The 25,498-nt window shown below is 73.6% G+C and carries 20 protein-coding genes; 13 read left to right on the plus strand and 7 right to left on the minus strand.

Going from position 1 to position 25,498, the window contains the following annotated elements; genetic code table 11:
* The first annotated feature begins 86 nt into the window (after positions 1-86).
* From iolB to IE182_RS22395, 4 genes are read left to right on the plus strand one after another with little or no spacing between them, the layout of a single operon-like run.
* The gene (gene iolB / locus IE182_RS22380; protein ID WP_190111671.1) at positions 87-950 is read left to right on the plus strand and encodes a 5-deoxy-glucuronate isomerase; all 864 of its coding nucleotides are present in this window, start codon (positions 87-89) and stop codon (positions 948-950) included.
* Positions 947-2,830, plus strand: coding sequence for a 3D-(3,5/4)-trihydroxycyclohexane-1,2-dione acylhydrolase (decyclizing) (iolD, locus tag IE182_RS22385; protein ID WP_190111672.1), 1,884 nt, complete (start codon positions 947-949; stop codon positions 2,828-2,830). Before iolB ends, iolD begins: the two co-directional genes overlap by 4 nt.
* 18 nt (positions 2,831-2,848) lie before the next feature.
* Positions 2,849-4,342 carry a CoA-acylating methylmalonate-semialdehyde dehydrogenase gene (locus IE182_RS22390; RefSeq protein ID WP_190111673.1) on the plus strand — a complete coding sequence of 498 codons (1,494 nt, stop codon included), beginning with the start codon at positions 2,849-2,851 and terminating at the stop codon, positions 4,340-4,342.
* Positions 4,343-4,387: 45 nt separating this feature from the next.
* Positions 4,388-6,481, plus strand: a complete 2,094-nt coding sequence (locus IE182_RS22395; protein WP_190111674.1) for an FUSC family protein — start codon at positions 4,388-4,390, stop codon at positions 6,479-6,481.
* Between the two features lie 25 nt (positions 6,482-6,506).
* Here IE182_RS22395 and IE182_RS22400 read toward each other — a convergent pair whose 3' ends face one another.
* Positions 6,507-7,106 carry a TetR/AcrR family transcriptional regulator gene (locus IE182_RS22400; RefSeq protein ID WP_190111675.1) on the minus strand — a complete coding sequence of 200 codons (600 nt, stop codon included), beginning with the start codon at positions 7,104-7,106 and terminating at the stop codon, positions 6,507-6,509.
* Positions 7,107-7,232: 126 nt separating this feature from the next.
* On the opposite strand from IE182_RS22400, the gene IE182_RS22405 reads away from it, so the two are divergent.
* On the plus strand, positions 7,233-8,768 hold the full coding sequence (locus IE182_RS22405; protein WP_229845020.1) for a PH domain-containing protein: 1,536 nt from the start codon (positions 7,233-7,235) through the stop codon (positions 8,766-8,768).
* 109 nt (positions 8,769-8,877) lie between these two features.
* Positions 8,878-10,533 carry a sigma-70 family RNA polymerase sigma factor gene (locus IE182_RS22410; RefSeq protein ID WP_190111677.1) on the plus strand — a complete coding sequence of 552 codons (1,656 nt, stop codon included), beginning with the start codon at positions 8,878-8,880 and terminating at the stop codon, positions 10,531-10,533.
* 26 nt (positions 10,534-10,559) lie between these two features.
* Here IE182_RS22410 and IE182_RS22415 read toward each other — a convergent pair whose 3' ends face one another.
* The 3 genes from IE182_RS22415 to IE182_RS22425 are packed head-to-tail and all read right to left on the minus strand — an operon-like array spanning position 10,560 to position 13,968.
* A complete protein-coding gene (locus IE182_RS22415) occupies positions 10,560-11,312 on the minus strand; it encodes a succinate dehydrogenase/fumarate reductase iron-sulfur subunit (RefSeq protein ID WP_190111678.1) in 753 nt (250 codons plus the stop codon).
* Complete coding sequence (locus tag IE182_RS22420; protein WP_190111679.1) at positions 11,309-13,264, minus strand: fumarate reductase/succinate dehydrogenase flavoprotein subunit; 1,956 nt, start codon at positions 13,262-13,264, stop codon at positions 11,309-11,311. Before IE182_RS22420 ends, IE182_RS22415 begins: the two co-directional genes overlap by 4 nt.
* Positions 13,264-13,968, minus strand: a complete 705-nt coding sequence (locus IE182_RS22425; protein ID WP_190111680.1) for a succinate dehydrogenase cytochrome b subunit — start codon at positions 13,966-13,968, stop codon at positions 13,264-13,266. Before IE182_RS22425 ends, IE182_RS22420 begins: the two co-directional genes overlap by 1 nt.
* 87 nt (positions 13,969-14,055) lie before the next feature.
* Here IE182_RS22425 and IE182_RS22430 point away from each other — a divergent pair, with 87 nt between their 5' ends.
* Complete coding sequence (locus tag IE182_RS22430) at positions 14,056-14,949, plus strand: LysR family transcriptional regulator (RefSeq protein WP_190111681.1); 894 nt, start codon at positions 14,056-14,058, stop codon at positions 14,947-14,949.
* 27 nt (positions 14,950-14,976) lie between these two features.
* Here IE182_RS22430 and IE182_RS22435 read toward each other — a convergent pair whose 3' ends face one another.
* The gene (locus IE182_RS22435) at positions 14,977-16,224 is read right to left on the minus strand and encodes a styrene monooxygenase/indole monooxygenase family protein (protein WP_190111682.1); all 1,248 of its coding nucleotides are present in this window, start codon (positions 16,222-16,224) and stop codon (positions 14,977-14,979) included.
* Positions 16,225-16,510: 286 nt separating this feature from the next.
* Here IE182_RS22435 and IE182_RS22440 point away from each other — a divergent pair, with 286 nt between their 5' ends.
* Positions 16,511-17,479: a polyprenyl synthetase family protein gene (locus IE182_RS22440; RefSeq protein ID WP_229845021.1), complete on the plus strand. Its 969-nt coding sequence runs from the start codon at positions 16,511-16,513 to the stop codon at positions 17,477-17,479.
* 25 nt (positions 17,480-17,504) lie between these two features.
* Here IE182_RS22440 and IE182_RS22445 read toward each other — a convergent pair whose 3' ends face one another.
* Entirely contained in the window at positions 17,505-18,188 is a 684-nt protein-coding gene (locus IE182_RS22445) for a 4'-phosphopantetheinyl transferase family protein (RefSeq protein WP_190111683.1), read from the minus strand.
* A gap of 233 nt (positions 18,189-18,421) precedes the next feature.
* On the opposite strand from IE182_RS22445, the gene IE182_RS22450 reads away from it, so the two are divergent.
* The 5 genes from IE182_RS22450 to IE182_RS22470 all read left to right on the plus strand — a co-directional run bounded on the left by IE182_RS22450 (position 18,422) and on the right by IE182_RS22470 (position 25,048).
* Positions 18,422-18,661, plus strand: coding sequence for a chaplin (locus tag IE182_RS22450; RefSeq protein WP_190111684.1), 240 nt, complete (start codon positions 18,422-18,424; stop codon positions 18,659-18,661).
* Positions 18,662-18,809: 148 nt separating this feature from the next.
* Positions 18,810-20,894, plus strand: coding sequence for a nuclease-related domain-containing DEAD/DEAH box helicase (locus tag IE182_RS22455; protein WP_190111685.1), 2,085 nt, complete (start codon positions 18,810-18,812; stop codon positions 20,892-20,894).
* Between the two features lie 650 nt (positions 20,895-21,544).
* Complete coding sequence (locus IE182_RS22460; RefSeq protein WP_229845022.1) at positions 21,545-22,273, plus strand: helix-turn-helix transcriptional regulator; 729 nt, start codon at positions 21,545-21,547, stop codon at positions 22,271-22,273.
* Between the two features lie 63 nt (positions 22,274-22,336).
* Complete coding sequence (locus tag IE182_RS22465) at positions 22,337-23,176, plus strand: helix-turn-helix domain-containing protein (protein WP_190111686.1); 840 nt, start codon at positions 22,337-22,339, stop codon at positions 23,174-23,176.
* A 48-nt stretch (positions 23,177-23,224) separates the two neighbouring features.
* Entirely contained in the window at positions 23,225-25,048 is a 1,824-nt protein-coding gene (locus tag IE182_RS22470; protein WP_229845023.1) for an AfsR/SARP family transcriptional regulator, read from the plus strand.
* On the opposite strand, the gene IE182_RS22475 is transcribed toward IE182_RS22470, so the two are convergent.
* The gene (locus tag IE182_RS22475) at positions 25,040-25,372 is read right to left on the minus strand and encodes a hypothetical protein (protein WP_190111688.1); all 333 of its coding nucleotides are present in this window, start codon (positions 25,370-25,372) and stop codon (positions 25,040-25,042) included. The two genes, IE182_RS22470 and IE182_RS22475, sit on opposite strands and share 9 nt — an antisense overlap.
* Between the last annotated feature and the right edge of the window lie 126 nt (positions 25,373-25,498).

Consider the following 25,498-nt stretch of genomic DNA (forward strand, 5'->3'; position numbering starts at 1 on the left):
GGGGAGAGGGAGCCCGCCGCACCGGCGATCCGTCCCCGCCGCCTTCCCCGGCGGTGTCGAACCGGCGTCACGAGACGAGGAACCGCATGACCCCGCCCAGCCACCCGTACACCCTGCACATCACCCCCGAGGACGCCGGCTGGGCGTACAGCTCCCTCCGCGTCCTGGCCCTCCCGGCCGGCGGCCGTCACACCTTCGACACCGCCGGCAGCGAGTGGATCGTCCTCCCCCTCAGCAGCCGCGACGTCACCGTCACCACCACCGACGGCGACTCCTTCGCACTCCACGGCCGTGCCGGTGTCTTCACCGCCGTCACCGACTTCGCCTACGTCCCGCGCGACGCCCGCGTCACCCTCACCGCGCCCGCCGGCGGCCGCATCGCCCTCGCCGGGGCGCGCTGCGAGCGCCGGTTCCCGGCGCGCTACGGCCCCGCCCGGTCCGTGCCCGTCGAGACGCGCGGCAGCGGCACCTGCTCCCGCCAGGTCAACAACTTCGCCGCCGCGGGCGTCTTCGACTGCGACCGGCTCATCGCGGTCGAGGTCCTCACCCCCGGCGGCAACTGGTCCTCCTACCCGCCCCACAAGCACGACGAGCACCACCCGGGCCGGGAGTCCGAGCTCGAAGAGATCTACTACTTCGAGATCGCGGACTCCCCGGAGGGCCGCCCGGGCCTCGGCTACCAACGGGTCTCGCCCTCCCGCGACGGGGGCACCGACGTGCTCGCCGAGGTCCGCACCGGCGAGGCCGTGCTGATCCCCGACGGCTGGCACGGCCCGTCCATCGCCGCGCCCGGGCACGACATGTACTACCTCAACGTCATGGCCGGCCCCGGCGCCGAGCGGGAGTGGCTCATCCGCGACCACCCCGACCACGCCTGGATCCGGACCACCTGGCCCCATCAGGCCGTCGACCCGCGCCTGCCGCTGACCCGCCCCGGAGGGGACCGATGACCACCCGGCACCTCACTGTCGCCCAGGCCCTGGTGGAGTTCCTGGCCCGCCAGCACACCGAGCGCGACGGGCGCCGCCGGCGCCTGATCGCCGCCTGCTGGGGCATCTTCGGCCACGGCAACGTGGCCGGGATCGGCCAGGCGCTGCTGGAGAGCGGCGACGCGTTGCCCTACCTCCAGGGCCGCAACGAACAGGCCATGGTGCACGCCGCCGTCGGCTACGCCCGCCACCACGACCGGCTCTCCGCCCATGCCGTCACCACCTCCATCGGCCCCGGCGCCACCAACCTCGTCACCGGCGCCGCCCTCGCCACCGTCAACCGCCTGCCCGTCCTCCTGCTGCCCGGCGACACCTTCGCCACCCGCCCCGCCGACCCCGTTCTCCAGCAGCTCGAACACCCCGGCGCCGGCGACGTGTCCGTCAACGACTGCCTGCGGCCGGTCTCCCGCTTCTTCGACCGCGTCACCCGGCCCGAGGCGCTGATCCCCGCCGCGCTCCAAGCGGCCCGCGTCCTCGCCGACCCCGTCGAGGCCGGGGCCGTCACGCTCGCCCTGCCGCAGGACGTGCAGGTGCAGGCGTACGACTGGCCGGAGGAGTTCTTCGCCGAGCGCGTCTGGCACGTGCGCCGCCCCGCCCCCGATCCGGCCGAGCTGGCCGAGGCGGTGCGGGCCGTGCGGTCCGCCCGGCGGCCCCTGCTGATCGCCGGCGGCGGCGTGCACCACAGCGAGGCGGAGGACGCGCTGCGCGCGCTGGCCGACGCCACCGGCATCCCCGTCGCCTCCACCCAGGCCGGCAAGGGCTCGCTGCGCCACGACCACCCGTGCGACATCGGCGGCATCGGCCACACCGGCACGGCCGTCGCCGACGCCCTCGCCGCCCAGGCCGACCTCGTCATCGGCGTCGGCACCCGCTACAGCGACTTCACCACCGCCTCCGCGACGCTCTTCGCCGCCCCCGGCGTCCGCTTCGTCAACCTCAACATCACCCCCCACGACGCCCACAAGATGGCCGGCCGGCCGCTCGTCGCCGACGCCCGCACGGGGCTGGAGGCGCTGACCGAGGGCCTGCGCGGGTACCGCGTCCCGGACGTGTACGCGAGCGCGTACACCGCCGGGAAGGCCGAGTGGGAGACGGTCGTCGCCCGCGCGTACTCCCCGTCCGACGGGCGCGGCGACGGGGCCCGCCCCACCCAGGCCCAGGTGCTGGGCGCGCTCGACGCCGTCGTCGGCGACGAGGACGTGATCATCAACGCGGCGGGCTCGCTCCCCGGCGACCTGCACAAACTCTGGCGGACCCGCTCCCGCCGCCAGTACCACCTCGAATACGGCTACTCCTGCATGGGCTACGAGATCCCGGCCGCCATCGGCGTGCGGATCGCCGACCCCGACAGCCCGGTGTGGGCGCTCGTCGGCGACGGCACCTACCTGATGATGCCGACCGAGCTCGTCACGGCCGTGCAGGAGGGGATCGCCATCAAGGTGGTCCTGGTGCAGAACCACGGCTACGCCTCCATCGGCGGCCTCTCCCAGGCCGTGGGCGGCGAGCGCTTCGGCACCGCCTACCGCTTCCGCGCGCCCGACGGCACGTACACCGGCGACCCGCTGCCCGTGGACCTGGCCGCCAACGCCGCCTCGCTCGGCATGACCGTGCTGCGCGCCCGCACGACCGCCCAGCTGCGGGCCGCGCTGGCCGAGGCCCGCGCCTCGGACCGGCCCACATGTGTCTACGTGGAGACCGAAACAGCCGACACAGTGCCGGGCGCGCCCCCCGCACAGGCGTGGTGGGATGTGCCTGTCGCCGAGACCGCGACCCGCCCGGCGGCCGTGACGGCCCGGGAGGAGTACGACCGCAACGCAGTCGCCCGCCGTCGCTATCTTTGAAGTGAGAGGCCGCAGCAGATGAAGACCGTCCACCACTGGATCGACGGCAAGTCCGTCGAAGGCACCTCCGGCGAGTTCGGGCCGGTGACCGACCCGGCGACCGGTGCCGTCACCACGCGGGTCGCGTTCGCGTCCGCCGAGGAGGTCGACGCGGCCGTCGCGGCCGCCAAGGCCGCGTACGCGACGTGGGGCGGCTCCTCGCTGGCCGCGCGCACGGCGGTGCTGTTCCGCTACCGCGCGCTGCTGGACGCCCACCGCGACGAGCTCGCCGCGCTGATCACCGCCGAGCACGGCAAGGTGCACTCCGACGCGCTGGGCGAGGTCGCCCGCGGACTGGAGATCGTCGAGCTGGCCTGCGGGATCACCACGCAGCTCAAGGGCGAGCTGTCCACCGAGGTCTCCGGCCGGGTCGACGTCGCCTCGATCCGGCAGCCGCTGGGCGTCGTCGCCGGCATCACGCCGTTCAACTTCCCGGCCATGGTGCCGATGTGGATGTTCCCGCTGGCCGTCGCCTGCGGCAACACCTTCGTCCTCAAGCCCAGCGAGAAGGACCCCTCGCCCGCGATCCGCCTCGCGGAACTCGCCGCCGAGGCGGGCCTGCCCGACGGCGTCCTCAACGTCGTCAACGGCGACCGGACGGCCGTCGACCGGCTGCTCGAACACCCCGACGTCGCCGCCGTCTCGTTCGTGGGCTCCACCCCGATCGCCCGTCACATCCACACCACCGCCTCCGCCCACGGCAAGCGCGTCCAGGCGCTCGGCGGTGCCAAGAACCACATGCTGGTCCTGCCCGACGCCGACCTCGACGCCGCGGCCGACGCCGCCGTCTCCGCCGCCTACGGCTCCGCCGGCGAGCGCTGCATGGCGATCTCCGCGGTCGTCGCGGTGGGCGACACCGGCGACGAACTGGTGGCGAAGATCCGCGAGCGCGCCGAGAAGATCAAGATCGGCCCGGGCGACGACCCCACGTCCGAGATGGGGCCGCTCATCACCAGGGCCCACCGCGACAAGGTCGCCTCCTACGTGCACGGCGCCGCCGCCCAGGGCGCCGAGGTCGTCCTCGACGGCACGGGCTTCACGGTCGAGGGCTACGAGGACGGGCACTGGATCGGGCTGTCCCTGCTCGACAAGGTGCCCACCTCCGCGGACGCCTACCGCGAGGAGATCTTCGGCCCCGTGCTGTGCGTGCTGCGCGCGGAGACCTACGAGGAGGGCGTGGCCCTCATCAACGCCTCGCCGTGGGGCAACGGCACCGCGATCTTCACCCGCGACGGCGGCGCGGCCCGGCGCTTCCAACTGGAGGTCGAGGCGGGCATGGTGGGCGTCAACGTGCCCATCCCGGTGCCGGTGGGCTACCACTCCTTCGGCGGCTGGAAGCACTCGCTCTTCGGCGACCACCACGTCTACGGCAACGACGGCGTGCACTTCTACACCCGCGGCAAGGTCGTCACCACCCGCTGGCCCGACCCGCAGGACGGCGGTGTGGACCTGGGCTTCCCCAGCCACCGCTAGTCCTGATTGCCCCGTTGTGCGGTGATCGGACCGTAAGCTGCGGGCATGACCTGGACGAGCGCGCTGAAGGCCACCGCACGTGCCGGGCTGACGATCGAGCGGACCAAACTGGAACCGCTGGTCGCGCTGCGCGGCGCGTGCGGCGTCGCGATCGTCATCGGCGTCAACCTGTGGCTGTTCACGCCCCAGCTGGCGGTGGCCTCCGCCTTCGGCGCCTTCGCCTCGGGGCTGGCCACCTTCCAGCGCAGCTGGCGGCCGCGGCCGGTGCTGGCCCTGGCCGTGGCGGCCGGCCTGGCCTTCAGCACCTTCATCGGCTACATGGCCATCGCCGATCCCGTGGTCTTCGCCGTCCTGCTGGCCCTCTGGACGCTGCTGGCGGGCATGGCGTGGGCGATCGGCCCGGTGTCGGGCATGGTGGCCTCGCAGATGGTCGCCGTCATGCTGTTCACCGTCACCCTGCCCACCTCGGTCCTCGGCGCGCTGCACCACGCGGGCCTCATCCTCTTCGGCGGGCTGGTGCAGGCGGCGCTCATCATCGTCTTCCCGATCCGCCCCTGGGGGCGCCAGCGCGACGTGCTGGCGGACGCGCTCGCCGCCGAGGCCGACTACGCCCGCCGCCTGCGCCACGACCCCGTGGCCCGCTTCGACCCGCAGCCGCTGATGGACGCCCGCAGCGCCGCCGCCCTGACGCCGCGCCAGGCCAGGCGCCGCCCCCACCAGCTGGCCGGCCCCCGCGGCCTGGCCGAGCGGCTGCGGCCCGTGCTGGCCTCGCTCGCCGACCCCGTCACGGGCGCGCCCGACGAGGGGCCCGAGCGGGACCGCGTCCGTGAACTGCTGGGTGCCGCCGCGGCCGTGCTCGACGCGGTGGCGCACGCCGTCCGCTGGGGGAAGCCGGTGACGATGACCCCCGAGGTGATGGCCGCGCTGGACGTGCCCGACGAGGACCGGCTGGTCCTCCACGGCGCCGCCCGCCGCTCCGGGCTGCGGCTGATCGTGCTGCTCGCCGACGTCGTCGAGGCGGCCGACGAGCGCGTGCAGTCCACCGGCCCCGCCGCCCCCGGCGAGCGCCGGCACCTGCTGCGCCCCTCCGTGCCCCGGCTGGTGCCCGTGGGGCTGCGGGCCCTGCAGCGCGAGGCGCGCTGGTCCTCGGCCATCGGACGGCACGCGGTACGGGTCACGGCGGTGGTCTCGGCGGGCTACGCCCTGGGGAACGCCCTGCCGCTGGGCCACGGCTACTGGGCGCCCATGACCTCGGTGATGGTCATGCGCCCGGACTTCGCCCAGACCTTCTCGCGGGGCGTCGCGCGCTTCGCCGGGACCGTCGTCGGCGTCTGGCTCGCCGGCGGCCTCATGGTCCTCGTCCACCCGGGCACGTACGTGTGCGCGGGCCTGGCGGTGCTGTGCATCGCGCTGATGTACCTGCTGCTGCGCACGGGCTACAGCGTGGCCTCCACCTGCCTGGCCGCCTACGTCGTCTTCCTGCTCGGCATCGCGGGCGAGGGCTGGTCGCAGACGGTGTGGGCCCGGCTGACGCTGACCCTGCTCGGCGGGTTGCTGGCGCTGACCGCCTATGCGCTCTTCCCCGCCTGGGAGACGCTGCGGCTGCGCGACCGGCTCGCCGACTGGCTGCACACCAACGGCCGTTACTCCCTCGCCGTCCTCGCCGTGTACGCCCTCCCCGCCGACCGCAGGCCGCGCCGGGTGCGCGAGGCCCTGCTGGACTCGCGGGCGGCCCGCCTGGAATGGGAGGAGGCCGTCGCCCGCGCGGAGAAGGAGCCGGTGCGCCACCGGGGCATCTCGCGCCGCGCCGAACGCGGGGCGGAGTCGGCGCTCGCCACGATGGGGCGCGCGACGATGCTGATGGAGGCCCACATGCCGGACCGGGACGCCGGAGCCTCGCCGGGGGCCGGGACGTTCGCGGCCGCCCTGCGTGCCGCGCTGCCGGAAGCGGTGTCCGCCGTGCGTGAGCGCCGGCCGCTGGACTGGTCGGCCCCGCACCGGGCGCACGCCGCCTGGCGGGCGGCGGCGGGCGAGGAGGGGGTGGCGGTGCGGGCCTCGGAGCTGCTGCTGGACGCGCTCGACGAACTGGCGGACGCGCTGACCCCGGGCCGCCGCGCCGCGCCCCGCTCCGGCGGCTGACCGCCCCCGGAGCCGCCGCGCGCGGTCAGGGTGTGAACAGCCGGTCCAGGTGTGCGGTGGCCAGGCGCAGCGCCTCGGCGGGCGTGAGCACGTCGAGCAGTACGTAGTTGCCGAGGCCGTCGCTCATGGAGATCAGCAGGATCGCCTCCGTCTCGGGATCCCTGTCGGCCCCCACCTCGCCGCGCTCGATGCCCCGCCGGATCTGCCCCGCCAGCAGCGAGACGAGCGCCGGGGTGCCCTCCTTGGCGTAGTGGCGCATCCGCTCGTCGTGGATGGCGAGGGTGAAGTAGGCGAGCTGGACCAGGATGCCGTTGCGGCTGTTGTCGTCCAGCGGCAGCAGCTCGGCGACGATCTCGCCGAGGACCGTGCGCGGGGACGGGGTGTCGGTCACGGCCGTGACGCGGTCGCGGACGCGGGCGGCAGCGTACTGGTTGATGTGGTCCAGGGCGAAGACGAGCATCTCGCCCCGGCTGCGGAAGTAGTGCTGCAGCTGCCCGAGCGACATCCCCGCCTCGGCCGCCACGTCGCGCAGGCTCGCGCTCTCCAGGCCGCGGGTGGACGCGATCCGCCACAGGGCCTCCGCGATGGTGCGGCGGCGTTCGTCATGGTCGACGCGCTTGGGCACGGCGCCTGCCTCTCGGGTTTTTGCGGGTCAGCTGTATTGCCATACGATTCACATGACGATACAACTGACTTGGAAAGAAATCGGGGGAACATGGTGGCCGGAGATCCGCACCCTCCGCAAACGCACGTGGAACTCCGGCCGCCGGCCCACGCCGTCGGCCCCCGCGCCCGCCGCTGGTGGACCGCCCGGGCATGGCTCGCCGCGAGCGGCCCCCTGCTCGTGGCCGGCGCGCTCCTCGCCTCGTGCCTCCTCTTCTTCCCGGGCGCGCTGCCCTGGCTGGCCCCCCTGACGGCCCTCGTCCTCGTCCTCCCCGCGCTCGGGTACGCCCTGGCCATGCCGGCCCGGCGCCACCGCGTGCACGCCTGGGAGCTGGGGGAGTCGGCGGTGCGCGCCGACAGCGGCTGGCTGTGGCGCCGGCGCCGGATGGTGCCGCTGTCCCGCGTGCGGTCCGCCGCCGTCCGCCGGGGGCCCCTCCAGCGGCGGTTCGGGCTCGCCACGGTGACCGTCGGCACCGGCTCGACCGCCGGCGACCTGCGGATCGGCGGGCTCGACGAGGGCGTCGCCCGGCAGCTGGCCGCCCGCCTCGACGCCGCGGCCCGGCCGCAGTACGACCACCCCGCGGCAACGGCGGTGGCCGGGCCCCGGGGCCCGGTGCTCGCCGTGGGCCGGGCGGCGTGGCTGCGGTACGCACCGCTCACCTTCTGGGTCATCGGCGGCGTCCTCGTCGTGGCCGGCACGGTGTGGAAGGTGCTGACCGCCCTGCGGATCAAGCCCTGGCGGATCGGCTGGGTCCACGACGCGGCCGAGGAGTTCGGCGACAGCGTGCTGTGGCTGACGATCCCCCTGGCCCTGCTGGCCGTCACCGCGCTGGGCGCCGTCGGCGCGGTACTGGTCACCGCGGAGGGCTGGTGGCGGTACCGCCTGGAATGGGCCGGTCCGTCCACCCTCGCCGTCCGCCGCGGCCTGCTGACGAAGAGGACCGTCACCATCGAACGGGCCCGGCTGTGCGGAGTGGCCCTGCGGGAGCCGCTGTTGCTGCGCGCCGGCGGCGGGGCGAGCGTCCGCGCCGTCGCCGGCGGACTCGGCAACCGCGACCAGAACCGCACGCGCAGCGTCGTCCTGCCTCCCGCGCCGCGCGCGGTCGCCACGGGCGTGTGCGCCGGGCTGCTGGGAGCGGGGGCGGGCACCGAGCGGGAGCTGCGACCCCACCCGCGGGCCGCCCTGCGGCGGCGGGTGACGTGGGCGATCGGCTGGGGCGTGCTGCCGGTCACGGCGGCGCTCGCGGTGCTGGGGTGGCTGCTCACACCCGTCCTCCTCCTCTGCGCGGCGGGGTGGACGCTGCTCGCCTCCCCGGTCGCCCGGGCGCTGGCCCGCGACGCCCACCGCTCGCTCGGGCACGCCCTGCACGGGCGTCACCTGGTGGTGCGCTCGGGCACGTTCGGCCGCGAGACGGTGACCCTCGACCGCGATGCCGTGCTTGCTTGGACTTTTACCGACACGCCCTTTTCGCGACGGGCGGGTGTGGTGACCGTCACGGCGGCGGTCCTGGGCGGGGAGGACGGGTACCGCATCCGGGACATGTCCGCAGTCGGGGCAGCGGGTTTCGCGGAGGCGGCGGCTCCGGGGATCGTGCGCGAGTGGCTCGCGCCCGCGGTCCGCTGAGAGCTTTGCCACATATTCACGTCCAACTTTTTGTTATCAACGGACCGGCCCTGGGTCTCCTAGGTGTCGGAACGGACGCCAACGTGGCGGTGCGGAAAGAGGTGCGGGCGTGAAGAGTGTGAGCGTGGCCGTGGTCGAGGCGGCGCGTGCCGGGGACCCGGCGGCACAGGACGAGCTCGTCGCCCTCCACCTGCCGTTGGTCTACAACATCGTCGGCCGGGCCCTGAACGGCCACGCGGACGTCGACGACGTGGTGCAGGAGACCATGCTCCGCGTCATAGGCGGCCTCGACGGCCTCCGCGACCCGGCGAGCTTCCGCTCCTGGCTCGTGGCGATCACCATGAACCAGATACGCAGCCACTGCCGGGAGGACCGCCCCGAGGCCCCCGTCAGTGGCTTGCAGGAAGTGGTCGGCGAAGTCGCCGACCCCGAGGCCGACTTCGTCGACCTGACCATCGTCCGGCTCGGCCTGGAGGGCCAGCGCCGGGAGGCCGCCGAGGCCACCCGCTGGCTCGACGAGGGCGAGCAGGAGGTCCTGTCCCTGTGGTGGCTGGAGGCCGCCGGCGAGCTGCAGCGCGCCGAGGTCGCCACCGCCCTGGAGCTGACCCCGCAGCACACGGCCGTCCGCATCCAGCGCACCAAGGCCCAGCTGGACATCGCCCGGGGCGTGGTGCAGGCCCTCGCCGCGCACCCGCGCTGCCCCCGCCTCGCCGAGGTCGTCGCCCACTGGGACGGCGTCCCCTCCGCGCTGTGGCGCAAGCGCATAGCCCGGCACGTGCGCGAGTGCGGCCGCTGCACCGGCGCCCTGTCGGCGCTCGTCCCCGCCGAGGGGCTGCTGGTCGGCCTCGGACTGGTGCCGGTCGGCGCCGCGCTGCTCGCCCGCTGGGGCGGCGGAGCGGGGCTGCACACCCAGTCCGTCGCCCACACCGCCCCGCTCGGCACCCCCGCCGCGTCCCACGCCTCGCACGCCGCCCGGCCCCGGGGCCGTCGCGCTGCCGGCCGGCAGCACGGCGGCGGTCACCGCGCGGCCGGCGGCCGCTCCCGCACCACCCGGCGCGTCGTCATCGGCGCGGGCATCCTGGCGATCGTCGCGGGCGGCGTGCTGGGCGGCAGCCACTTCTTCGGGGGTTCCGACGACACCACCGTCGCCGAGGCCGCCGACGCCACACAGCTGGGGCAGCAGAGCGCCAGGGAGCCGTCGCCGCTGCGCACCGGGGCCTCCGCCTCCGCCTCGGCGTCCGCCTCCGCGAGCCCCTCGCCGAGCCCCTCGGCCTCCACCGCCAAGCCCTCCGCCTCGGCGTCCCGCTCCGCGAGCCCCGAACCCGAGCGCACGGCCGCCCGCACCGAGAAGCCGGCCCCCAAGCCGCCCGCCAACCCGGGCGGCGGCTCCCTCGCCCAGCAGGTCGTCGCCCTCGTCAACGCCGAGCGCGCCAAGGCCGGCTGCCCGGTCGTGAGCTCCAACAGCCTCCTCGACGCCGCCGCCCAGGGCCACTCCGACGACATGGCGGCCCGCGGCTTCTTCGACCACACCAACCCCGACGGCAAGGGCCCCGGCGAGCGCGTCACCGCCGCCGGCTACAAGTGGAGCACCTACGGCGAGAACATCGCCTACGGCCAGCAGACCGCCTCCGCGGTCATGGACTCCTGGATGAACAGCTCGGGCCACCGCAAGAACATCCTCAACTGCTCCTTCAAGGAGATCGGCATCGGCATCAACAAGGCGCCCGGCGGTCCCCGCTGGACGCAGGTCTTCGGCGCGCGCTGACCGGCGCGCCGGCCCGGCGCGCACGGTCAGCGTCCCCGTCCGCCCTTGACCACCGCCCGCAGGTACTCGCGGTTCATGTGGGCGATGGACTGCAGCGGGATGCCCTTGGGGCAGGCCGTGGCGCACTCCCCGGTGTTGGTGCAGCCGCCGAAGCCCTCGTCGTCCATGGCCGCCACCATGTCCAGCACCCGGGACCCGCGCTCCGGGGCGCCCTGCGGCAGCACGTTGAGGTGCACCACCTTCGCCGAGGTGAAGAGCATGGCCGAGCCGTTCGGGCAGGCGGCCACGCAGGCGCCGCACCCGATGCACTCGGCGTGCTCGAAGGCCAGGTCGGCCACCGCCTTCGGCACGGGCGTGGCATGGGCCTCCGGCGCCGATCCGGTCGGTACGGACACGTAGCCGCCGGAGCCGATGACCCGGTCGAACGCCGAACGGTCGACGACCAGGTCCTTGACGACCGGGAACGCGGCGGCCCGCCAGGGCTCGACGTCGATCGTGTCGCCGTCGCGGAAGTGCCGCATGTGGAGCTGGCAGGTGGTGGTGCGCTCGGGGCCGTGCGCCCGGCCGTTGATGACCATGCCGCAGGCGCCGCAGATGCCCTCGCGGCAGTCGTGGTCGAAGGCGACCGGCTCGTCGCCGGAGAGGATCAGCTCCTCGTTGAGGTGGTCGAGCATCTCCAGGAAGGACATGTCCTCGCTGATGCCCGTGACCTCGTAGGTGGTCATGGCCCCCGGAGCCTCGGGGGTGCGCTGGCGCCAGATGCGCAGGGTGAGGTTCACGCGTAACTCCGCTGGGTGGGGTGGACGTACTCGAAACGCAGGTCTTCCTTGTGCAGCACGGGCGCGTTGCCCGGCCCGGTGAACTCCCAGGCCGCCACGTACGCGAACTCCTCGTCCTTGCGGGCCGCCTCGCCGTCGGCGGTGCGGCTCTCCTCGCGGAAGTGGCCGCCGCAGGACTCGGTGCGGTGCAGGGCGTCCAGGCACATCAGCTCGGCCAGCTCCAGGTAGTCGACGATCCGGTTGGCCTTCTCCAGCTGCTGGTTGAGCTCCTCCCCGGTGCCGGGCACCCTGATCCGGCGCCAGAACTCCTCGCGCAGCTCCGGGATCCTCTCCAGCGCCTTGCGCAGGCCGCTCTCCGTGCGGGACATGCCGCACTCGTCCCAGAGCAGCTCGCCGAGCTCGCGGTGGAAGGACTCCGGCGTGCGGTCGCCGCCGGCCTCCAGCAGCCGGCGCAGGCGGTCCGCCGCCTCCCCGGCGGCCTCCGCGACCGCCGGGTGGTCGTGCGGCACCTGTGCGTGCGGATGGCGGGCGAGGTAGTCGTTGATGGTGGAGGGCAGTACGAAGTAGCCGTCGGCCAGGCCCTGCATCAGCGCGGACGCCCCCAGGCGGTTGGCGCCGTGATCGGAGAAGTTGGCCTCGCCGATCGCGAACAGGCCCGGCACGGTGGTCTGCAGGTCGTAGTCCACCCACAGGCCGCCCATCGTGTAGTGGATGGCCGGGTAGATGCGCATGGGCACCTCGTACGGGTTCTCGGCGGTGATCCGCTCGTACATCTCGAAGAGGTTGCCGTACTTCGCCTCGACGGCCGCGCGGCCCATCCGCGCGATCGCGTCGGCGAAGTCGAGGTAGACGCCCTGACCACCGGGGCCCACGCCGCGGCCCTCGTCGCAGACGTTCTTCGCGGCGCGGGAGGCGATGTCGCGCGGGACGAGGTTGCCGAAGGAGGGGTAGGCGCGCTCCAGGTAGTAGTCGCGCTCGTCCTCGGGGATGGCGGCCGGCGGCCGGGTGTCGCCCGCGGCCTTCGGCACCCAGATGCGGCCGTCGTTGCGCAGCGACTCGCTCATCAGCGTCAGCTTCGACTGGTGGTCCCCCGAGCGCGGGATGCAGGTGGGGTGGATCTGGGTGAAGCAGGGGTTGGCGAAGTGGGCGCCGCGCCGGTGGGCCCGCCACACGGCGGTGGCGTTGGAGTTCTTGGCGTTGGTCGAGAGGTGGAAGACGTTGCCGTAGCCGCCGGAGGCCAGCACCACGGCGTCCGCGAGGTGGGTCTCGATCCGGCCGGTGATCAGGTCCCGGGCCACGATGCCGCGGGCCCGGCCGTCGACGACGATCAGGTCGAGCATCTCGGTGCGGGCGTGCATCTCCACGCCGCCCGCGTCGATCTGGCGGCTGAGCGCCTGGTAGGCGCCCAGCAGCAGCTGCTGCCCGGTCTGGCCGCGGGCGTAGAAGGTGCGGGAGACCTGGACGCCGCCGAAGGAGCGGGTGTCCAGCAGACCGCCGTACTCGCGGGCGAACGGCACGCCCTGGGCCACGCACTGGTCGATGATCTCGACCGATATCTGGGCCAGGCGGTGGACGTTGGACTCGCGGGCGCGGAAGTCGCCGCCCTTGACGGTGTCGTAGAACAGCCGGTGCACGGAGTCGCCGTCGTTGCGGTAGTTCTTCGCCGCGTTGATGCCGCCCTGGGCCGCGATGGAGTGGGCGCGGCGCGGCGAGTCCTGGTAGCAGAACTGCACCACGCGGTAGCCCTGCTCGGCCAGTGTCGCGCCGGCCGCGCCGCCCGCGAGGCCGGTGCCGACGACGATGACGGTGTGCTTGCGGCGGTTGGCCGGGTTGACCAGTTTCGCCTCGAAGCGGCGGCGGTCCCAGCGCCCGGCGACGGGCCCGCCGGGGGCGGCGGTGTCGGTGAGCGGCGCGCCGACGGTGTAGTGGGAGTAGGGGGCGAAGGGGGACATCAGCTCACGACTCCAGTCAGGACGCCGACGGGGATGGCGATGAAGCCGCAGGTCAAAAGGGCCGCGAGGCCGTTGGCGAGGAACTTCAGTGCCCGGTCGCGGCGCGGCGAGCCGGCGCCGAGGGTCTGCGCCGCGCTCCAGAAGCCGTGCCGGACGTGCAGCCCGAGGGCGAGCATCGCCGCGATGTAGAAGGCGGAGACGTACCAGCGGTCGAAGGAGGCGACGAGGTTCTCGTACGGCCGGCCCTCCTGCGCGTTGGGGTTCACGGTGAGGGTGGTGAGGTCGAGGACGTGCCAGACGATGAACAGGCCGAGGATCACCCCGCCCCAGCGCATGGTGCGCGTCGCGTAACTGGCCCGCGGTCGCTTGTGCGCGTACTTCGCGGGCCGGGCGGCGAGGTCGCGACGGCTGAGCTGGTACGCGGCCACGCCGTGCAGCACCACGGAGACGGACAGGGCCGCGCGGGCCGCCCACAGGAACCACTCGCGGTGCAGGAACGGCTCGCCGACGGTGCGGATCCAGTGGCCGTAGTGGTTGAACTCGCCGGCGCCGAAGAACACCTTCAGATTGCCCATCATGTGGGCCACCAGGTACGCCAGCATGATCAGGCCGGTGACGGCCATGACCGCCTTCTTGCCGACGGTCGAACGCCACACGGAGCCGATGAGGGACGGGGGCCGTGCCGTCCGGGTCGCCAGTGCCATGACCACGACGCTAGGCAGCCGCCCCTCGATGCGTCCAAGACATGGCCTAGCTGGTTTCCATAGGCAGCGGCTATCTATCGTGGTGGGGTGCAATTCCAGCAGCTCCGCTACTTCGCCACGGTCGCCGAGGTGCGGCACTTCACCCGGGCCGCCGAGGCGCTGCACGTCGCCCAGCCCTCGCTCTCCCAGCAGATCCGGGCCCTGGAGCGGGAGCTGGGCGCCGAGCTCTTCCACCGCGCCCGCGGGAACATCACCCTCACCGACGCCGGCGAGGCGCTGCTGCCGCTGGCCCGCCGGATCCTCGCCGACACCGAGACGGCCCGCCGCGAGGTGCAGGAGGTCGCCCAGCTGCGCCGGGGGCGGGTGCGGCTGGGCGCGCCGCCGAGCCTGTGCGCGAGCCTCGTGCCGGACGTCCTGCGCACCTACCACGCGCGGTTCCCCGGCATCGAGCTGCACGTCGAGGAGGGCGGCTCGCAGGACCTGGTCCGCCGCCTCGCCGACGGCGGCCTCGACCTCGCCCTGGTCATCACCCCGCTGGGCGCGGCCGCCCCCGCCCTGGCGACCGCGGAACTCCTGCGCGAGGACCTCGTCGTGGTCTCGGCACCCTCCGGCCCGCCGCCCGTCCGGCGCCGGCGCATGCGCGTCGAGGAGCTCCGGGACCGCCCGCTGGTGATGTTCCGCCGCGGCTACGACCTGCGCGAGATCACCGTCGCCGCGTGCCGGGCCGCCGGCTTCGAGCCGTCGTTCACCGTCGAGGGCGGCGAGATGGACGCCGTCCTCGGTTTCGTCCGCGCCGGGCTGGGCCTCGCCGTGGTCCCCGGCATGGTCGCGGCCCGCTCCGGACTGCGCGTCACCCCCTTCGAGGGCGACCGCATGCGCCGGACCGTCGCCATCGCCCACCGCAAGGACGCGGCACCGCCGCGCGCGGCGCGCGAGCTGCGGCGCGTGCTGCTGGAGCACCCGGAGGCGACGGGCGGCTGACCCCGCTCACCCCGGGGCGCCCTCCGTTCAGCCGGCCGCCCGGCCTGCGACCACCGCCAGGCACGCCTCGGCCCGGTCGGCGTCCATCAGCCACTCCTGGTAACCGGCGGGGTCGGCGAAGCCGTTGACGTAGCGGTGCGCGAGCGCCGGGTGCTCGGCGGCCGCCGCCAGCACGTGCTGCACGTGCTCGGGCATCGGGGCGTCCAGCACCATGTTCGTGAACGCCGTGGTGTGCCGGGCGTGCTCCCACCAGCCGGCGAACGTCTCGTGCATCCACGCCCGGTCGAACGGCCGGTCGCCGCGCTCCAGGACCGACTGCAGGTAGCGGTCGGCGCAGCGCGCGGCGTTGTTCGACCCCTGCCCGGTGATGGGGTCGTTGAGGACGACCGCGTCCGCCATGCCCAGGACGTACGAGCCCGGCGCCACCTCCGCGACCGGGTGCCGCACCACCGGCACCAGGGCGCCGGTGAGCAGGGCCCCCGCGTCGGTGGGCACGGCGTCCGCGCACCGTTCGTACTCCCAGGGCGCGTACGAGCGCAGCAGCTGCAACGTGCGTTCCAGCGCGGCCGCCGGGTCGCCCACGCCCTGCCAGCAGTCGAACGGGCCGCCCGGGCAGCCCTCCCACAGCAGGATGTCGCAGGGCCCGGACGCCGTCAGCGCGGGCAGCACGAGGAACTCCCCGGTCCCCGGGAAGGCGCACATGCGCAGGTACGTGGCCGCCGGCCCGGGGGCCGGCCGGGCGCCGTGCACGTAGAGGCAGGCCAGGGCGCGCTTGGGGACCTCGTACGGGCTGTGCCGCTCGTCCCGTCCGAAGACGTGCCCCAGCGGTCCGTGCCCGGAGGCGATCAGCGTCAGGTCGTGGGCGGCCGCCAGGCCCGCCAGCTCCTCGGCGGCGACGTTGCGGTACTCCACCCGGCCGCCGCGCTCCTCCAGCAGCTCCAGCCAGCGGGCGGTCTTCACCCGCTGGTCCACCGAGCGGGCGGGCTCGTCCAGGGCGGCGCTGATGGATCGTTTCGGCGGGATGCCCGGCGCGTCGACCCGGCTGATCTGCAGGCCCTCGACCGGCGGGGTCTGCGCGTCCCACAGGTTCAGGCCCAGCTCGCGCTCCAGCGCCAGCGCCGGGCCGTACATCAGCTGCGTGGACAGCACCCGGCCGTCCCGGATCTCCTGGGGCGTACGGGCGGAGAGGACGGTCACCTCGTGGCCGGCCGCCCGCAGCCCCAGGGCCAGCTGCAGGCCCGCCTGCCCCGCGCCGACGATCGCGATCCTGCGCATGGTTGCCTCCGAAAGCCGGTTCGTCCCGTGGCCCGCCCCCCGTTGTAACCGTCCACGGCGCGCGCTGTACAGACGGCACGCACGGGCCGCCAGGACCGTCACCCCCGTCCGTACCGGTGGTGGCCGAAAAGCGGACGGAGCCGCCCTGGTTGGCAGGAAACCGGCGCTTCCCGCCCGTGCGGCCGGGGCAGCCTCCTGGCCGGTCACCTTCCGCCGTCGAGCGCGGAGCCGCCGCCCGCCAGGGTCGGCCGAAGGCCGTAACCCGGAACACCAGGGAGGCACCACGATGACGCAGCAGCACCGGCCGGCGGGCCCGTCCGCACCCTCCGCCCCCGCGCCCCCGCTCCAGCGTGCCCGGATGCTCGACCGCGTCGAGGAACGGCTGCACGGCCTCTTCGAGGAGGAGCACCGGCACTGGCGCACGGCCGACGCCCGCGGCGCCGGCCTGATCGAGTCCCTGGCCGCCTTCGTGACCGCCGGCGGGGACCGGGCCCGCCCGCTGGTCCTCCTCACCGGCTACCTCGCCGCGGGCGGCGAGGCGGCCTCCGACGAGGCCGTCGACATCGCCGCCGCCCTCGAACTCCTCGACACCTGCACCCTCATACGCGCCGACGTCCGCGACGACGCAGCCCTGCGCAGGGGCATCCCCACGCTGCACGTCAGCCGCGCCACCGAGCACGAGCAGGGCGGCTGGGCGGGCGACTCCCGGCGCTTCGGCGACTCCACCGCCACGCTCGCCGGCGACCTCGCCCTCGCCCTCGCCGACCGGCTCGCGGCCCACCTGCCCGGCGACGTCCGGCCGCTGTGGGACGAACTGCGGCTGCAGCGCGCCATCGGCTCGTACGCGCACGAGGCCGTGGCCGCCGAGTACCTCGACGACCCCTGGCCCGGACGCTGCGTCTCCGGCTGCGACCGGGGCTGCACGGCCGGCTGGTATGCGCTGCGCCACCCGCTGCGCCTGGGCGCGGCCCTCGCCGGACGTCCCGACCTCGGGGCCTCCTTCGACGCCTACGCCCGGCCGCTGCACGCGGCCTGGCGGCTGCGCGGGTTCCTGGAGGGCGGGCCGGAGTACGCGTGGAACGCCCAGCTCATGCGGGAGCTGCTGCTGGACCCGCAGGAGCGCGGGGCGACCGAGGAGCTGATCGAGGACTGCGTGGAGCGGGCGTGCCGGGTGGCGGCGGGCCTGTCGCTGGCGGCGGGCTGGCGCGAGGAACTGGCGGTGTTCGCCGCGCGGGTGGCCGCGCAGGACGGGTGAGGCCGCGCCCGGCTCCGGGCCCCGCTCAGCCCGCGGCCGGGACCGCTATCGCCGTCACGATCAGGCCGTCGGCCACCATCCAGCGGCCCTCGAAGCCCGACAGGCGGCCTCCGGTGGCGGTGCGCAGCGGCTCCGGCGTCAGGATCCGGGCCGAGAAGGTCCGCCGCTCGGCGTCCACCTCGATCACCGCGTCCTGGAAGTCCAGCCAGAGGCGGGTGAGGGGGAACCACGCCTTGTAGACGCTCTCCTTGGCGCTGAAGACCAGGCGGTCCCAGCTCACCTCCGGCCGCTCGGCCTGCAGGCGGGCCAGCCAGTCGTGCTCCTCGGGCCGCGTCACCAGGTCCCGCACCCCGCCCTCGGGCAGCGGCGCGTTGGGCTCGGCGTCCAGCCCGATGGCGGTCACGTCGGTGCTGCGGGCCACGGCCGCGGCCCGGTAGCCCGCGCAGTGCGTCATGCTGCCGACGACGCCGGACGGCCACTGCGGTGCGCCGCGCTGCCCCGGGACGATGGGGCCCGGGGCGATGCCGAGGCGGCCCAGGGCGGTGCGGGCGCAGGCCCGCACGGTGGTGAACTCGTTGCGCCGTTTCGCCACGGCCCGGGCGATCAGCGCCTCTTCCTCGGGGAAGAGCGCAAAAGCGCCGGCCTGGCCGGCGAGGTCGTCGAAAGCCTCGGAGCTCTCGACGGGTGAGGGCAGCAGGGTGCCGATCATCTTCGCCCATCCGTCTCGTGCCGATCTTCGGACTGGAACCCTGCCAGCCGGAAAGCCAATGGGGAAACCCCTATTGCTGTTGATCGTCCCACACCGGTCACGCATTCGGCCCAAACCGGGGTCACCCGGTCGCTTCACGGACGAAACCTTTGTCACTTTCGCACGTTGATCCGGACTCCCGGCCGTAACCGTCCGGGTGCTCGTCCCGTACGTCCAAGCAAAGGTGTCTCCCCATGTCACGAATCGTCAGGGCAGCAGCCATCACCGTCGCTGTGGGCGCCACTCTCGCCGGCGTGGCCGGCGGTGCGGTCGCCGACTCCGGAGCCAAGGGGGCGGCTGTCGGATCCCCGGGTGTCATCTCGGGCAACGTCATCCAGATCCCGATCCACATCCCGATCAACCTCTGCGGCAACACGATCAACATCGTCGGCCTGCTCAACCCCGCGTCCGGCAACGTCTGCCTCAGCGACTGACGACGGCCGACGCGTTCGACGCGTGCATGGCGCTCCCGGCGAACGGCCGGAGGGCGCCATGCGCCGTTTCCGGCCCCGTAGTTCGATCATTACTTTGTGTATATATGCACGTTCGGGGGAATACGGGTAGCAGGGGCAGGGGGGCGACATGCTGGCTGGGGTTTCGGCATCGGCGAGGGCACAAGAGGCGCGGCGGCACGAGCGGGAGCTGCGCGAGCAGTTGAGGGCCGCACAGCGCGAGGCCCGGCGGTGGGAGGCGGCGAGCGAGGGCGAGCGGCAGGTCGCCGCCCAGCTGCTGATGCTCACCCGCAGGGGCTGGCGCCTGCTGGTCGACCGGCGCTGGCCGGGGACCCGGGCGGCCAACGTCGACATGCTGCTCGTGGGTCCGGGCGGCGTGTTCGTCATCGACGTCAAGAACTGGCAGGCGCCGCCCGGGGCGGGCGACGGCCACCTCACGGCCGGCCGGCAGCGGCGGGACGGCGAGATCGGCAAGCTGCTGGCGGTGACCCGGGTGGCGGAGGGCGCGCTGGCCTCGCTCGGCCTGTCGCCCGTGGCCGTCCAGCCGCTGATGGTCTTCGCCGGACGCTCCTTCAGTGGAACGCTCGGCCGGGTGCGGCTGCTGGGCGAACGGGAGGTGGGCCCCGCGCTGCTCGCCGAGCGCTGCCGGCTCGGCCCGGCCCTGGTGCGGGCGATCGCCGACCACCTGGAGCAGGCGTTCCCCGCCTACGAGTCCTCGGCGGTGCCCGCCGTGCCGGCCGGGCGCACCGGCCGGCGGCGGGCGGCCCCGGCGGAGGCGCTGTTCGACGTCGCCGGGCTGTGCGAGGCGGCCATGGACGCCGCCCGCCGCGGCCCGGTCGAGCAGTGGATGACGTTCCTGCACCCCGAGCAGGTCGCCCTGGTGCGGCGCAACTGGTCGGGCCCGGCGCGCGTCAGCGGCCCGGCGGGCACCGGCAAGACCGTGGTGGCCCTGCACCGGGCCGCGCACCTCGCGCAGCGGACGACGGGCCGGATCCTGTACGTCACGTTCGCCAGCAACCTGCCCCGCGTCCAGGGCACGTTCCTGCGCACGATGGCGCCGGCCGTCGCGGAGCGGGTGGAGTTCCGCAGCCTCCATTCGTGGTCCCTGACGTTCCTCGAAGAGCGCGGCATCCCCCACCGGCTGAACGGCAAGGGCGCCAGGACCGCCTTCAACCGCGCCTGGCTGCACCGGGGCCGCGACAGCATCCTGTCCAGGATCGACCCCTCGTCGTACTACTGGCACGAGGAGATCGACTGCGTCATAAAGGGCCGGGGCATCACCCGCTTCGAGGAGTACGCCACGCTGCGCCGCCACCGCCGGCGCGCCAACCTCCGCCGCCCGCACCGCGAGGCGGTGTGGGCGCTGTACGAGGAGTACGAGCGGGTCCGCGCCGAGCGCGGGGTGCACGACTTCAACGACGTCCTGGCCCTGGCCCTGGCCGAGGCCCGCGCCCGGCCGGGCCGCTCGCCCTACTCGGCGGTCATCGCCGACGAGGTGCAGGACCTCACCCTGGTCGGCGTGTGCCTGCTGCACGCCCTCGTGGGCGACGCCCCCAACGGCCTGCTGCTGGTCGGCGACGGCCAGCAGGCCGTCTACCCCGGCGGCTTCCGGCTCTCGGACGCGGGCATCGACGTCCGCGGCGACCGCGGGCAGGTCCTGCGCACCAACTACCGCAACGCCCGGCAGGTGCTCGACGCGGCCCTGGCCGTCGTCGCCGACGACGCCTTCGACGACATCGACGGCACCCGGCTGGCGGGACTGCGCGACATCGACCTCACCTATCACGACGGCCAGGTCGTGCGGTGCGTCGCGCGCACGCCCGCCGAGCAGGACGCGGCCCTGCTCTCCGCCCTGCACGCGCGCGGCGAGGCCAGCTGGCCCGACTCCGCGCTGCTGTGCCGGTCCCCGCGGGAGACCGACCGCTACCAGCGGCTGCTCGACCGGGCGGGCATCGCGCACTGCGCGCTGGAGCGCTACGACGGCCACCCGGTGCCCGGCGTCAAACTGGGCAGCTACCGGCGGGCCAAGGGGCTGGAGTTCAAGCACGTCTACCTCCCCGACCACGACCCGGTCCGGCCGCGCGGCGCCGTCGACGAGGACATCGCCCAGGAGCGCGAGGAGCTCTCGCGCACCCGGCTGTTCGTCGCCATGACCCGGGCCCGGGACACGCTCTGGCTGGGGTCGGTGCACCGGGGAGGCGTGGCTTCGGGCTGAGGTCACGTGTGGCGTGGCACACAGACTGTTTCAAGCCATTGCTGGCCGCATGCATGTTTCATCCGCCGGTCATGCGCCGGGCATCCAAGTCCTGCTGTTGTGACGGGTGTTGTCCAATTGGCCGGATGTCCAGGTTGCGGGGTGGCAACTCGCTGTCACGGGGCGCCTGCGCCGCGCCGTCGAGGTGTCCGGGTTGGCCGTCATGTCCGGGCGGGGTTCTGCAGCTTCCTGACATGCCCTCCTGTGCGGTCGGCGTGCCGCTTGCCGAGGTCCGCTCTCCACCAGCGAAAACCTGACTCTTTGGCGATCCTTTGCGTTTCGACCCACGTTGACGATCATGCAGGGCCCACTTAATCTCAGTCGAGCGGTTGCCGTCGGCTTGTTTGGGGCCTTGCCGACATTCAGAGTTCCGGGGCGGTGGGGGGTTGCAGGGGAAACGTGAATTCCCCGGAGTGTGCCCTTTCATCCAGATTAAGTTCGCCAATCAATCATCTTGTGGCCACTGTTCCGCTGTACGGCGGGTGGCGGTCGCATCGGGGGAGCGAGTGGTTGATATGTCCAGGATGTCTCGTTATTCGCAACATTCGGGTATGGAGCGTCCGTCTGCTTTCGGAGGTGTGTCCGGAAGTCATGGCGGGGTCGAAGAAAATGTGGAGAGCGTGCTCTTGCGCGCTCGCGAACTGATCGAGTCGACGGTTTCTCTGCATCGCCGCACCTCGGGGCAGGACTCCTTGGTGATGATGGCGGAGGACGAGGCCGCCATCGGCAACGCCGTCGGCATGCTGCTGGACCGGGCCCGGCACAGCGTGAGCCTTGCCCTGCCGGGCAACGTCGAGAACGCGAAGGCGGGTGTGCTCGCCCTCGACCGTCTCGGTGCGGCGGGCCGGGAGGACCTCACCGTTCGCCTGTTGTCCACCGCCAGTGCGCTCGCCGGGGCCGCGATGCGCGATGCGGAGATCCGCATACCCCGCCTGGAGACGCGCCTGACGGAAGGCGAACTGCAGGAGGTGCTGATCGCGGACGGCAGGCTCGTACTGGTCCGCTCGAACCACGGCCCGGCCGACGACTGCGTGCTGATCATCGAGGACCCGGCCGCCGCCCGCGCGCTCGACCTCCTGTTCGCGGGCGTCTGGAGCGGTGCGGTACGTCCGGCCGAGCATGCACGGCTGCACGGAAGGCTGCGCTCCGATCTGGCACGACGCATCCTCGAACGGATGCGTGACGGTTGCACGGACGATGTCGCGGCCCGGGAGGTCCAGGTCTCCCTGCGCACCTACCGGCGACATGTTGCGGAAATAATGCGTGAATTGGGAGCAAAATCCCGTTTCCAGGCCGGTGTACGGGCCGTGGAACTCGGACTCCTCTCGGCCGGCGACTGACCTGCCGTCCCGGCATCCTTGGCCGGCATGCGGTTCCTTACTGTTCCAGCAAAGAATCACGGGGTGAGTGTTGTGCTGCAGTCGGCGTATGTCGGCGTCGGGTCCGACGGTGTCGATGCTGATGGCAGGGGTCACAGACCTTTCGGGTACGCGAGTGACGAATTCGAGCAGGAACTCCTTGAGGTCAGCGCACTGATCGAGTCCACGGTCGTCAAACACCGTGACCGTCTGCACGGCAATTCACTCGTCTCCCTGGTGAAGGCGGACGGCGAGGCCGCCGACCTCTCGTGCCGGCTGGTCGGAAGGGCCACCCAGAGCCTCGACGTCGTGCTCGCCTCGGAGGCCGCCTACGCCCGTCCGGTGATCGCGGCGGCTGCGCAGCTCCTGGAGGACCGCCAGGGCGACGTCAACGTCCGCTTCCTGTGCACCGCACCCATGGTCGACTGGCAGTTCGTGCGCAAGTACGCGACGGAATGCCAGTGGATCGAGGTACGCATCGCCAGGATCCCGCTGCTCGCCGGCGTCATCGTCGACAGCCGGGAGGCGCTGGTCTGCGCCGACTCGGCGGTCGGCCGGCGCGCCTCGGCCATCCGGGCCTCCGGGGTCATCAAGCCGCTCCTCACGCTCTTCGACGGGGTCTGGCGCAACTCCGTGGCGGTGACGGACAGGATCGACTTCGGCGACCACGCCCGCACGGAGACGGCCCGCCGCATCCTCGAACAGCTGAGGGCCGGGGCGACGGACGAGGTGTCCGCCCGCGAGCTCGCGATGTCCGTGCGCACCTACCGCCGTTACGTCGCGGAGATCATGTCCCTGGTGGGGGCGACCTCCCGCTTCCAGGCCGGCGTGCGGGCCGCGGAGCTGGGGCTGTTCCCGGCGGCGGCGCGCCAGGGCAGGAGCTAGCGGCCCGTCTTCCGGACAACTGATATGGAGTTCCGGATCCTGGGACCGATGGAGGCGCTCGTCGCAGGGGTCCCGGTACCGCTGACCGGAGCCAAGACGAGGACGGTGCTCGCGGCGTTCCTCCTGTCCCGCGGTCGTGTCGTCTCCGACGAACGACTCAGCGAGTTCCTCTGGGGCTGGCAACCGCCGGTGACCATGGCGGCCCAGCTCTACACGCACATCTCGCGCCTGCGCAAGAGCCTGGGGCCGGGGCTGCGCATCACCCGGCGCAGTCGCGGCTACCACATGGACCTGCGCTCGGTCGTCCTCGACGTGGACACCTTCCGGAGACTGGCCGAACAGGGGCACCGCGAGCTGACGAACGGGCGGTACGGGGCCGCTTCCGCAACCCTGAGCGCGGCCCTGACGCTGTGGCGCGGCAGCCCGCTGTCGGAGGTGACGACCTTCCTCGCCGACGCGGAGCTTCCGCACCTCGAAGAGGGCCGCCTCGCCGCGCTGGAGCACCGTACCGAGGCCGAACTCGCCCTTGGCCGGCACGCCCGGGTCCTGCCCGAGCTGACGCGGCTCGTCGCCGACCACCCGGAAAGAGAGGCGCTGCGAGGGCAGTTGATGACGGCGCTCTACCGCTGCGACCGGCAGGCCGACGCCCTGCGCGTGTACGAACAGGGGCGCCATGTGCTGAAGAGGGAACTGGGCATCGACCCCGGTATCTCCCTGCGCCGCATCCACCGGGACGTGCTCACCGGAGGGCTGCCCGGCCCTCCGGGACCGGAGACGGTGACGCTGGCCGCCCCGGAGGTCCGTCCGGCACCCGCAAGGGACCCGGGCCGGGACGCGCGGCGGGCCCGCAGCCCCTGGGCCCGGCTGGTGCCGGCGATGCTGCCCCTCGACGCCCCCGACTTCACCGGCCGCGAGGAGCAGCTGGCCCAGGTGCTGGGGGAGTTGCGCGGCGTGGTGCCCGCGCGGCGCGGTGCGGTCCTGACGGGAAGGGCGGGCATGGGCAAGTCCGCCCTCGCCGTGCATGCCGCCTACGCCTGCCGCGACGAGTTCCCGGACGGCCAGCTGTACATCGACCTCAGGGGTGAGGACGGTCGGCCCAAGGGCCCGGCGCACGCCCTGGCCTGCTTCCTGCGCGCCCTGCTCCCCGGCCGGCACGAGCTGCCCGCGACGCTCGACGAGCGGGCCCAGCTCTACCGCAGCCGGCTGGCGGGAAGTCGCATGCTCATCGTCCTCGACAACGCCGCCGACGACCGTCAGACGCGTCCTCTGCTGCCCGGCGGCGGCGACTGCCGCACGATCGTCACGAGCCGACGGCCGCTCACCACGCTGGAGGGCATGCGCGTCGTCCGGCTCGGACCGCTCGGACCCGCCGAGTCGCTGCGACTGCTCAGCGCGATGAGCGGGCGTTCCCGGGTCGAGGCCGAGCCCGAGGCCGCGGCCCGCGTCGTGGAGCTGTGCGACGGCCTGCCGCTCGCCCTGCGGGTGTGCACGGCGCGTCTGACGGCGTATCCGCAGCGCCGGCTGGCCCACGTGGCCGACCGTCTTGCTCCCGAGCCGGGGCGGCTGGACGAGCTGCGCATGGGCAGCCTGGACGCGCGGGCGGGGCTGCGGGACATGCTGGAAGGGCTGGGGCCCGCCGCCGCCGATGCCCTGGGTGTTCTCGCCCGCGGTGGCACGGCGGGCTGGTCCGGCCCCGGGGCGGCGCGGCTCCTGGGCTGTACGCAGGAGCGGGCCGAGCGTCTGCTGGAGGAACTGGCCGAGGCGATGCTCGTCGAGGTCGTCGCGGCCGGTGCCGGGCCGGCGTACCGGATCCCCTCCCTGGTGCGGCTGTTCGCCCGGGAACAGCCGCACGCGGGCCGCCTCTCAGGTTGACCCTTCGGGCCGGTACGCCTCGGTCGGCCTCCGGGCGTCGCAGGGGTCGGGCGGAAGGCTGTGCACCGCCTCGATGAACGCGGCCAGCAGATTGGCCCAGCGCAGATCCGAATCACTCGTGAGCGTGACACGCGGTGTGCTCGGCGCGGGCAGTGTGCGCGTCGGCTCCAGCGCCAGTTCGCGGACCGCCTGGTCGAGCACGTCCGGGTCGGTGAGATCACGCCCGTCCAGCCGGGCCATGCGGCTCAGGCCGCCCTGTTCGAGCCAGGTGATGTAGTCGTGCTCCATCTCGGCGAGCACGTCGGCCCCGGTGTCGTCATCCATTTCCCCTCCTTCGGAATAACAGGACCTCTGAGGGTCCGGAGAGTCAGGATGGCGCAACGGACTATGCATTCCCTATCCGTTCACAACGGCAATAAGCCGATTCCATGGAATGTTGGCGCCGGGCGG

The organism is Streptomyces cinnamoneus (assembly GCF_014650495.1).
Lineage (GTDB): Bacteria > Actinomycetota > Actinomycetes > Streptomycetales > Streptomycetaceae > Streptomyces > Streptomyces cinnamoneus.

Excerpts from the sequence above, each read along its gene's own strand:
- iolB (WP_190111671.1), top strand. The coding sequence starts at position 87 with ATGACCCCGCCCAGCCACCCGTACACCCTGCACATCACCCCCGAGGAC.
- iolD (WP_190111672.1), top strand. The coding sequence starts at position 947 with ATGACCACCCGGCACCTCACTGTCGCCCAGGCCCTGGTGGAGTTCCTG.
- IE182_RS22390 (WP_190111673.1), top strand. The coding sequence starts at position 2,849 with ATGAAGACCGTCCACCACTGGATCGACGGCAAGTCCGTCGAAGGCACC.
- IE182_RS22395 (WP_190111674.1), top strand. The coding sequence starts at position 4,388 with ATGACCTGGACGAGCGCGCTGAAGGCCACCGCACGTGCCGGGCTGACG.
- IE182_RS22420 (WP_190111679.1), bottom strand. The coding sequence starts at position 13,264 with ATGTCCCCCTTCGCCCCCTACTCCCACTACACCGTCGGCGCGCCGCTC.
- IE182_RS22425 (WP_190111680.1), bottom strand. The coding sequence starts at position 13,968 with ATGGCACTGGCGACCCGGACGGCACGGCCCCCGTCCCTCATCGGCTCC.
- IE182_RS22435 (WP_190111682.1), bottom strand. The coding sequence starts at position 16,224 with ATGCGCAGGATCGCGATCGTCGGCGCGGGGCAGGCGGGCCTGCAGCTG.
- IE182_RS22440 (WP_229845021.1), top strand. The coding sequence starts at position 16,511 with ATGACGCAGCAGCACCGGCCGGCGGGCCCGTCCGCACCCTCCGCCCCC.
- IE182_RS22445 (WP_190111683.1), bottom strand. The coding sequence starts at position 18,188 with ATGATCGGCACCCTGCTGCCCTCACCCGTCGAGAGCTCCGAGGCTTTC.
- IE182_RS22450 (WP_190111684.1), top strand. The coding sequence starts at position 18,422 with ATGTCACGAATCGTCAGGGCAGCAGCCATCACCGTCGCTGTGGGCGCC.
- IE182_RS22455 (WP_190111685.1), top strand. The coding sequence starts at position 18,810 with ATGCTGGCTGGGGTTTCGGCATCGGCGAGGGCACAAGAGGCGCGGCGG.
- IE182_RS22470 (WP_229845023.1), top strand. The coding sequence starts at position 23,225 with ATGGAGGCGCTCGTCGCAGGGGTCCCGGTACCGCTGACCGGAGCCAAG.
- IE182_RS22475 (WP_190111688.1), bottom strand. The coding sequence starts at position 25,372 with ATGGATGACGACACCGGGGCCGACGTGCTCGCCGAGATGGAGCACGAC.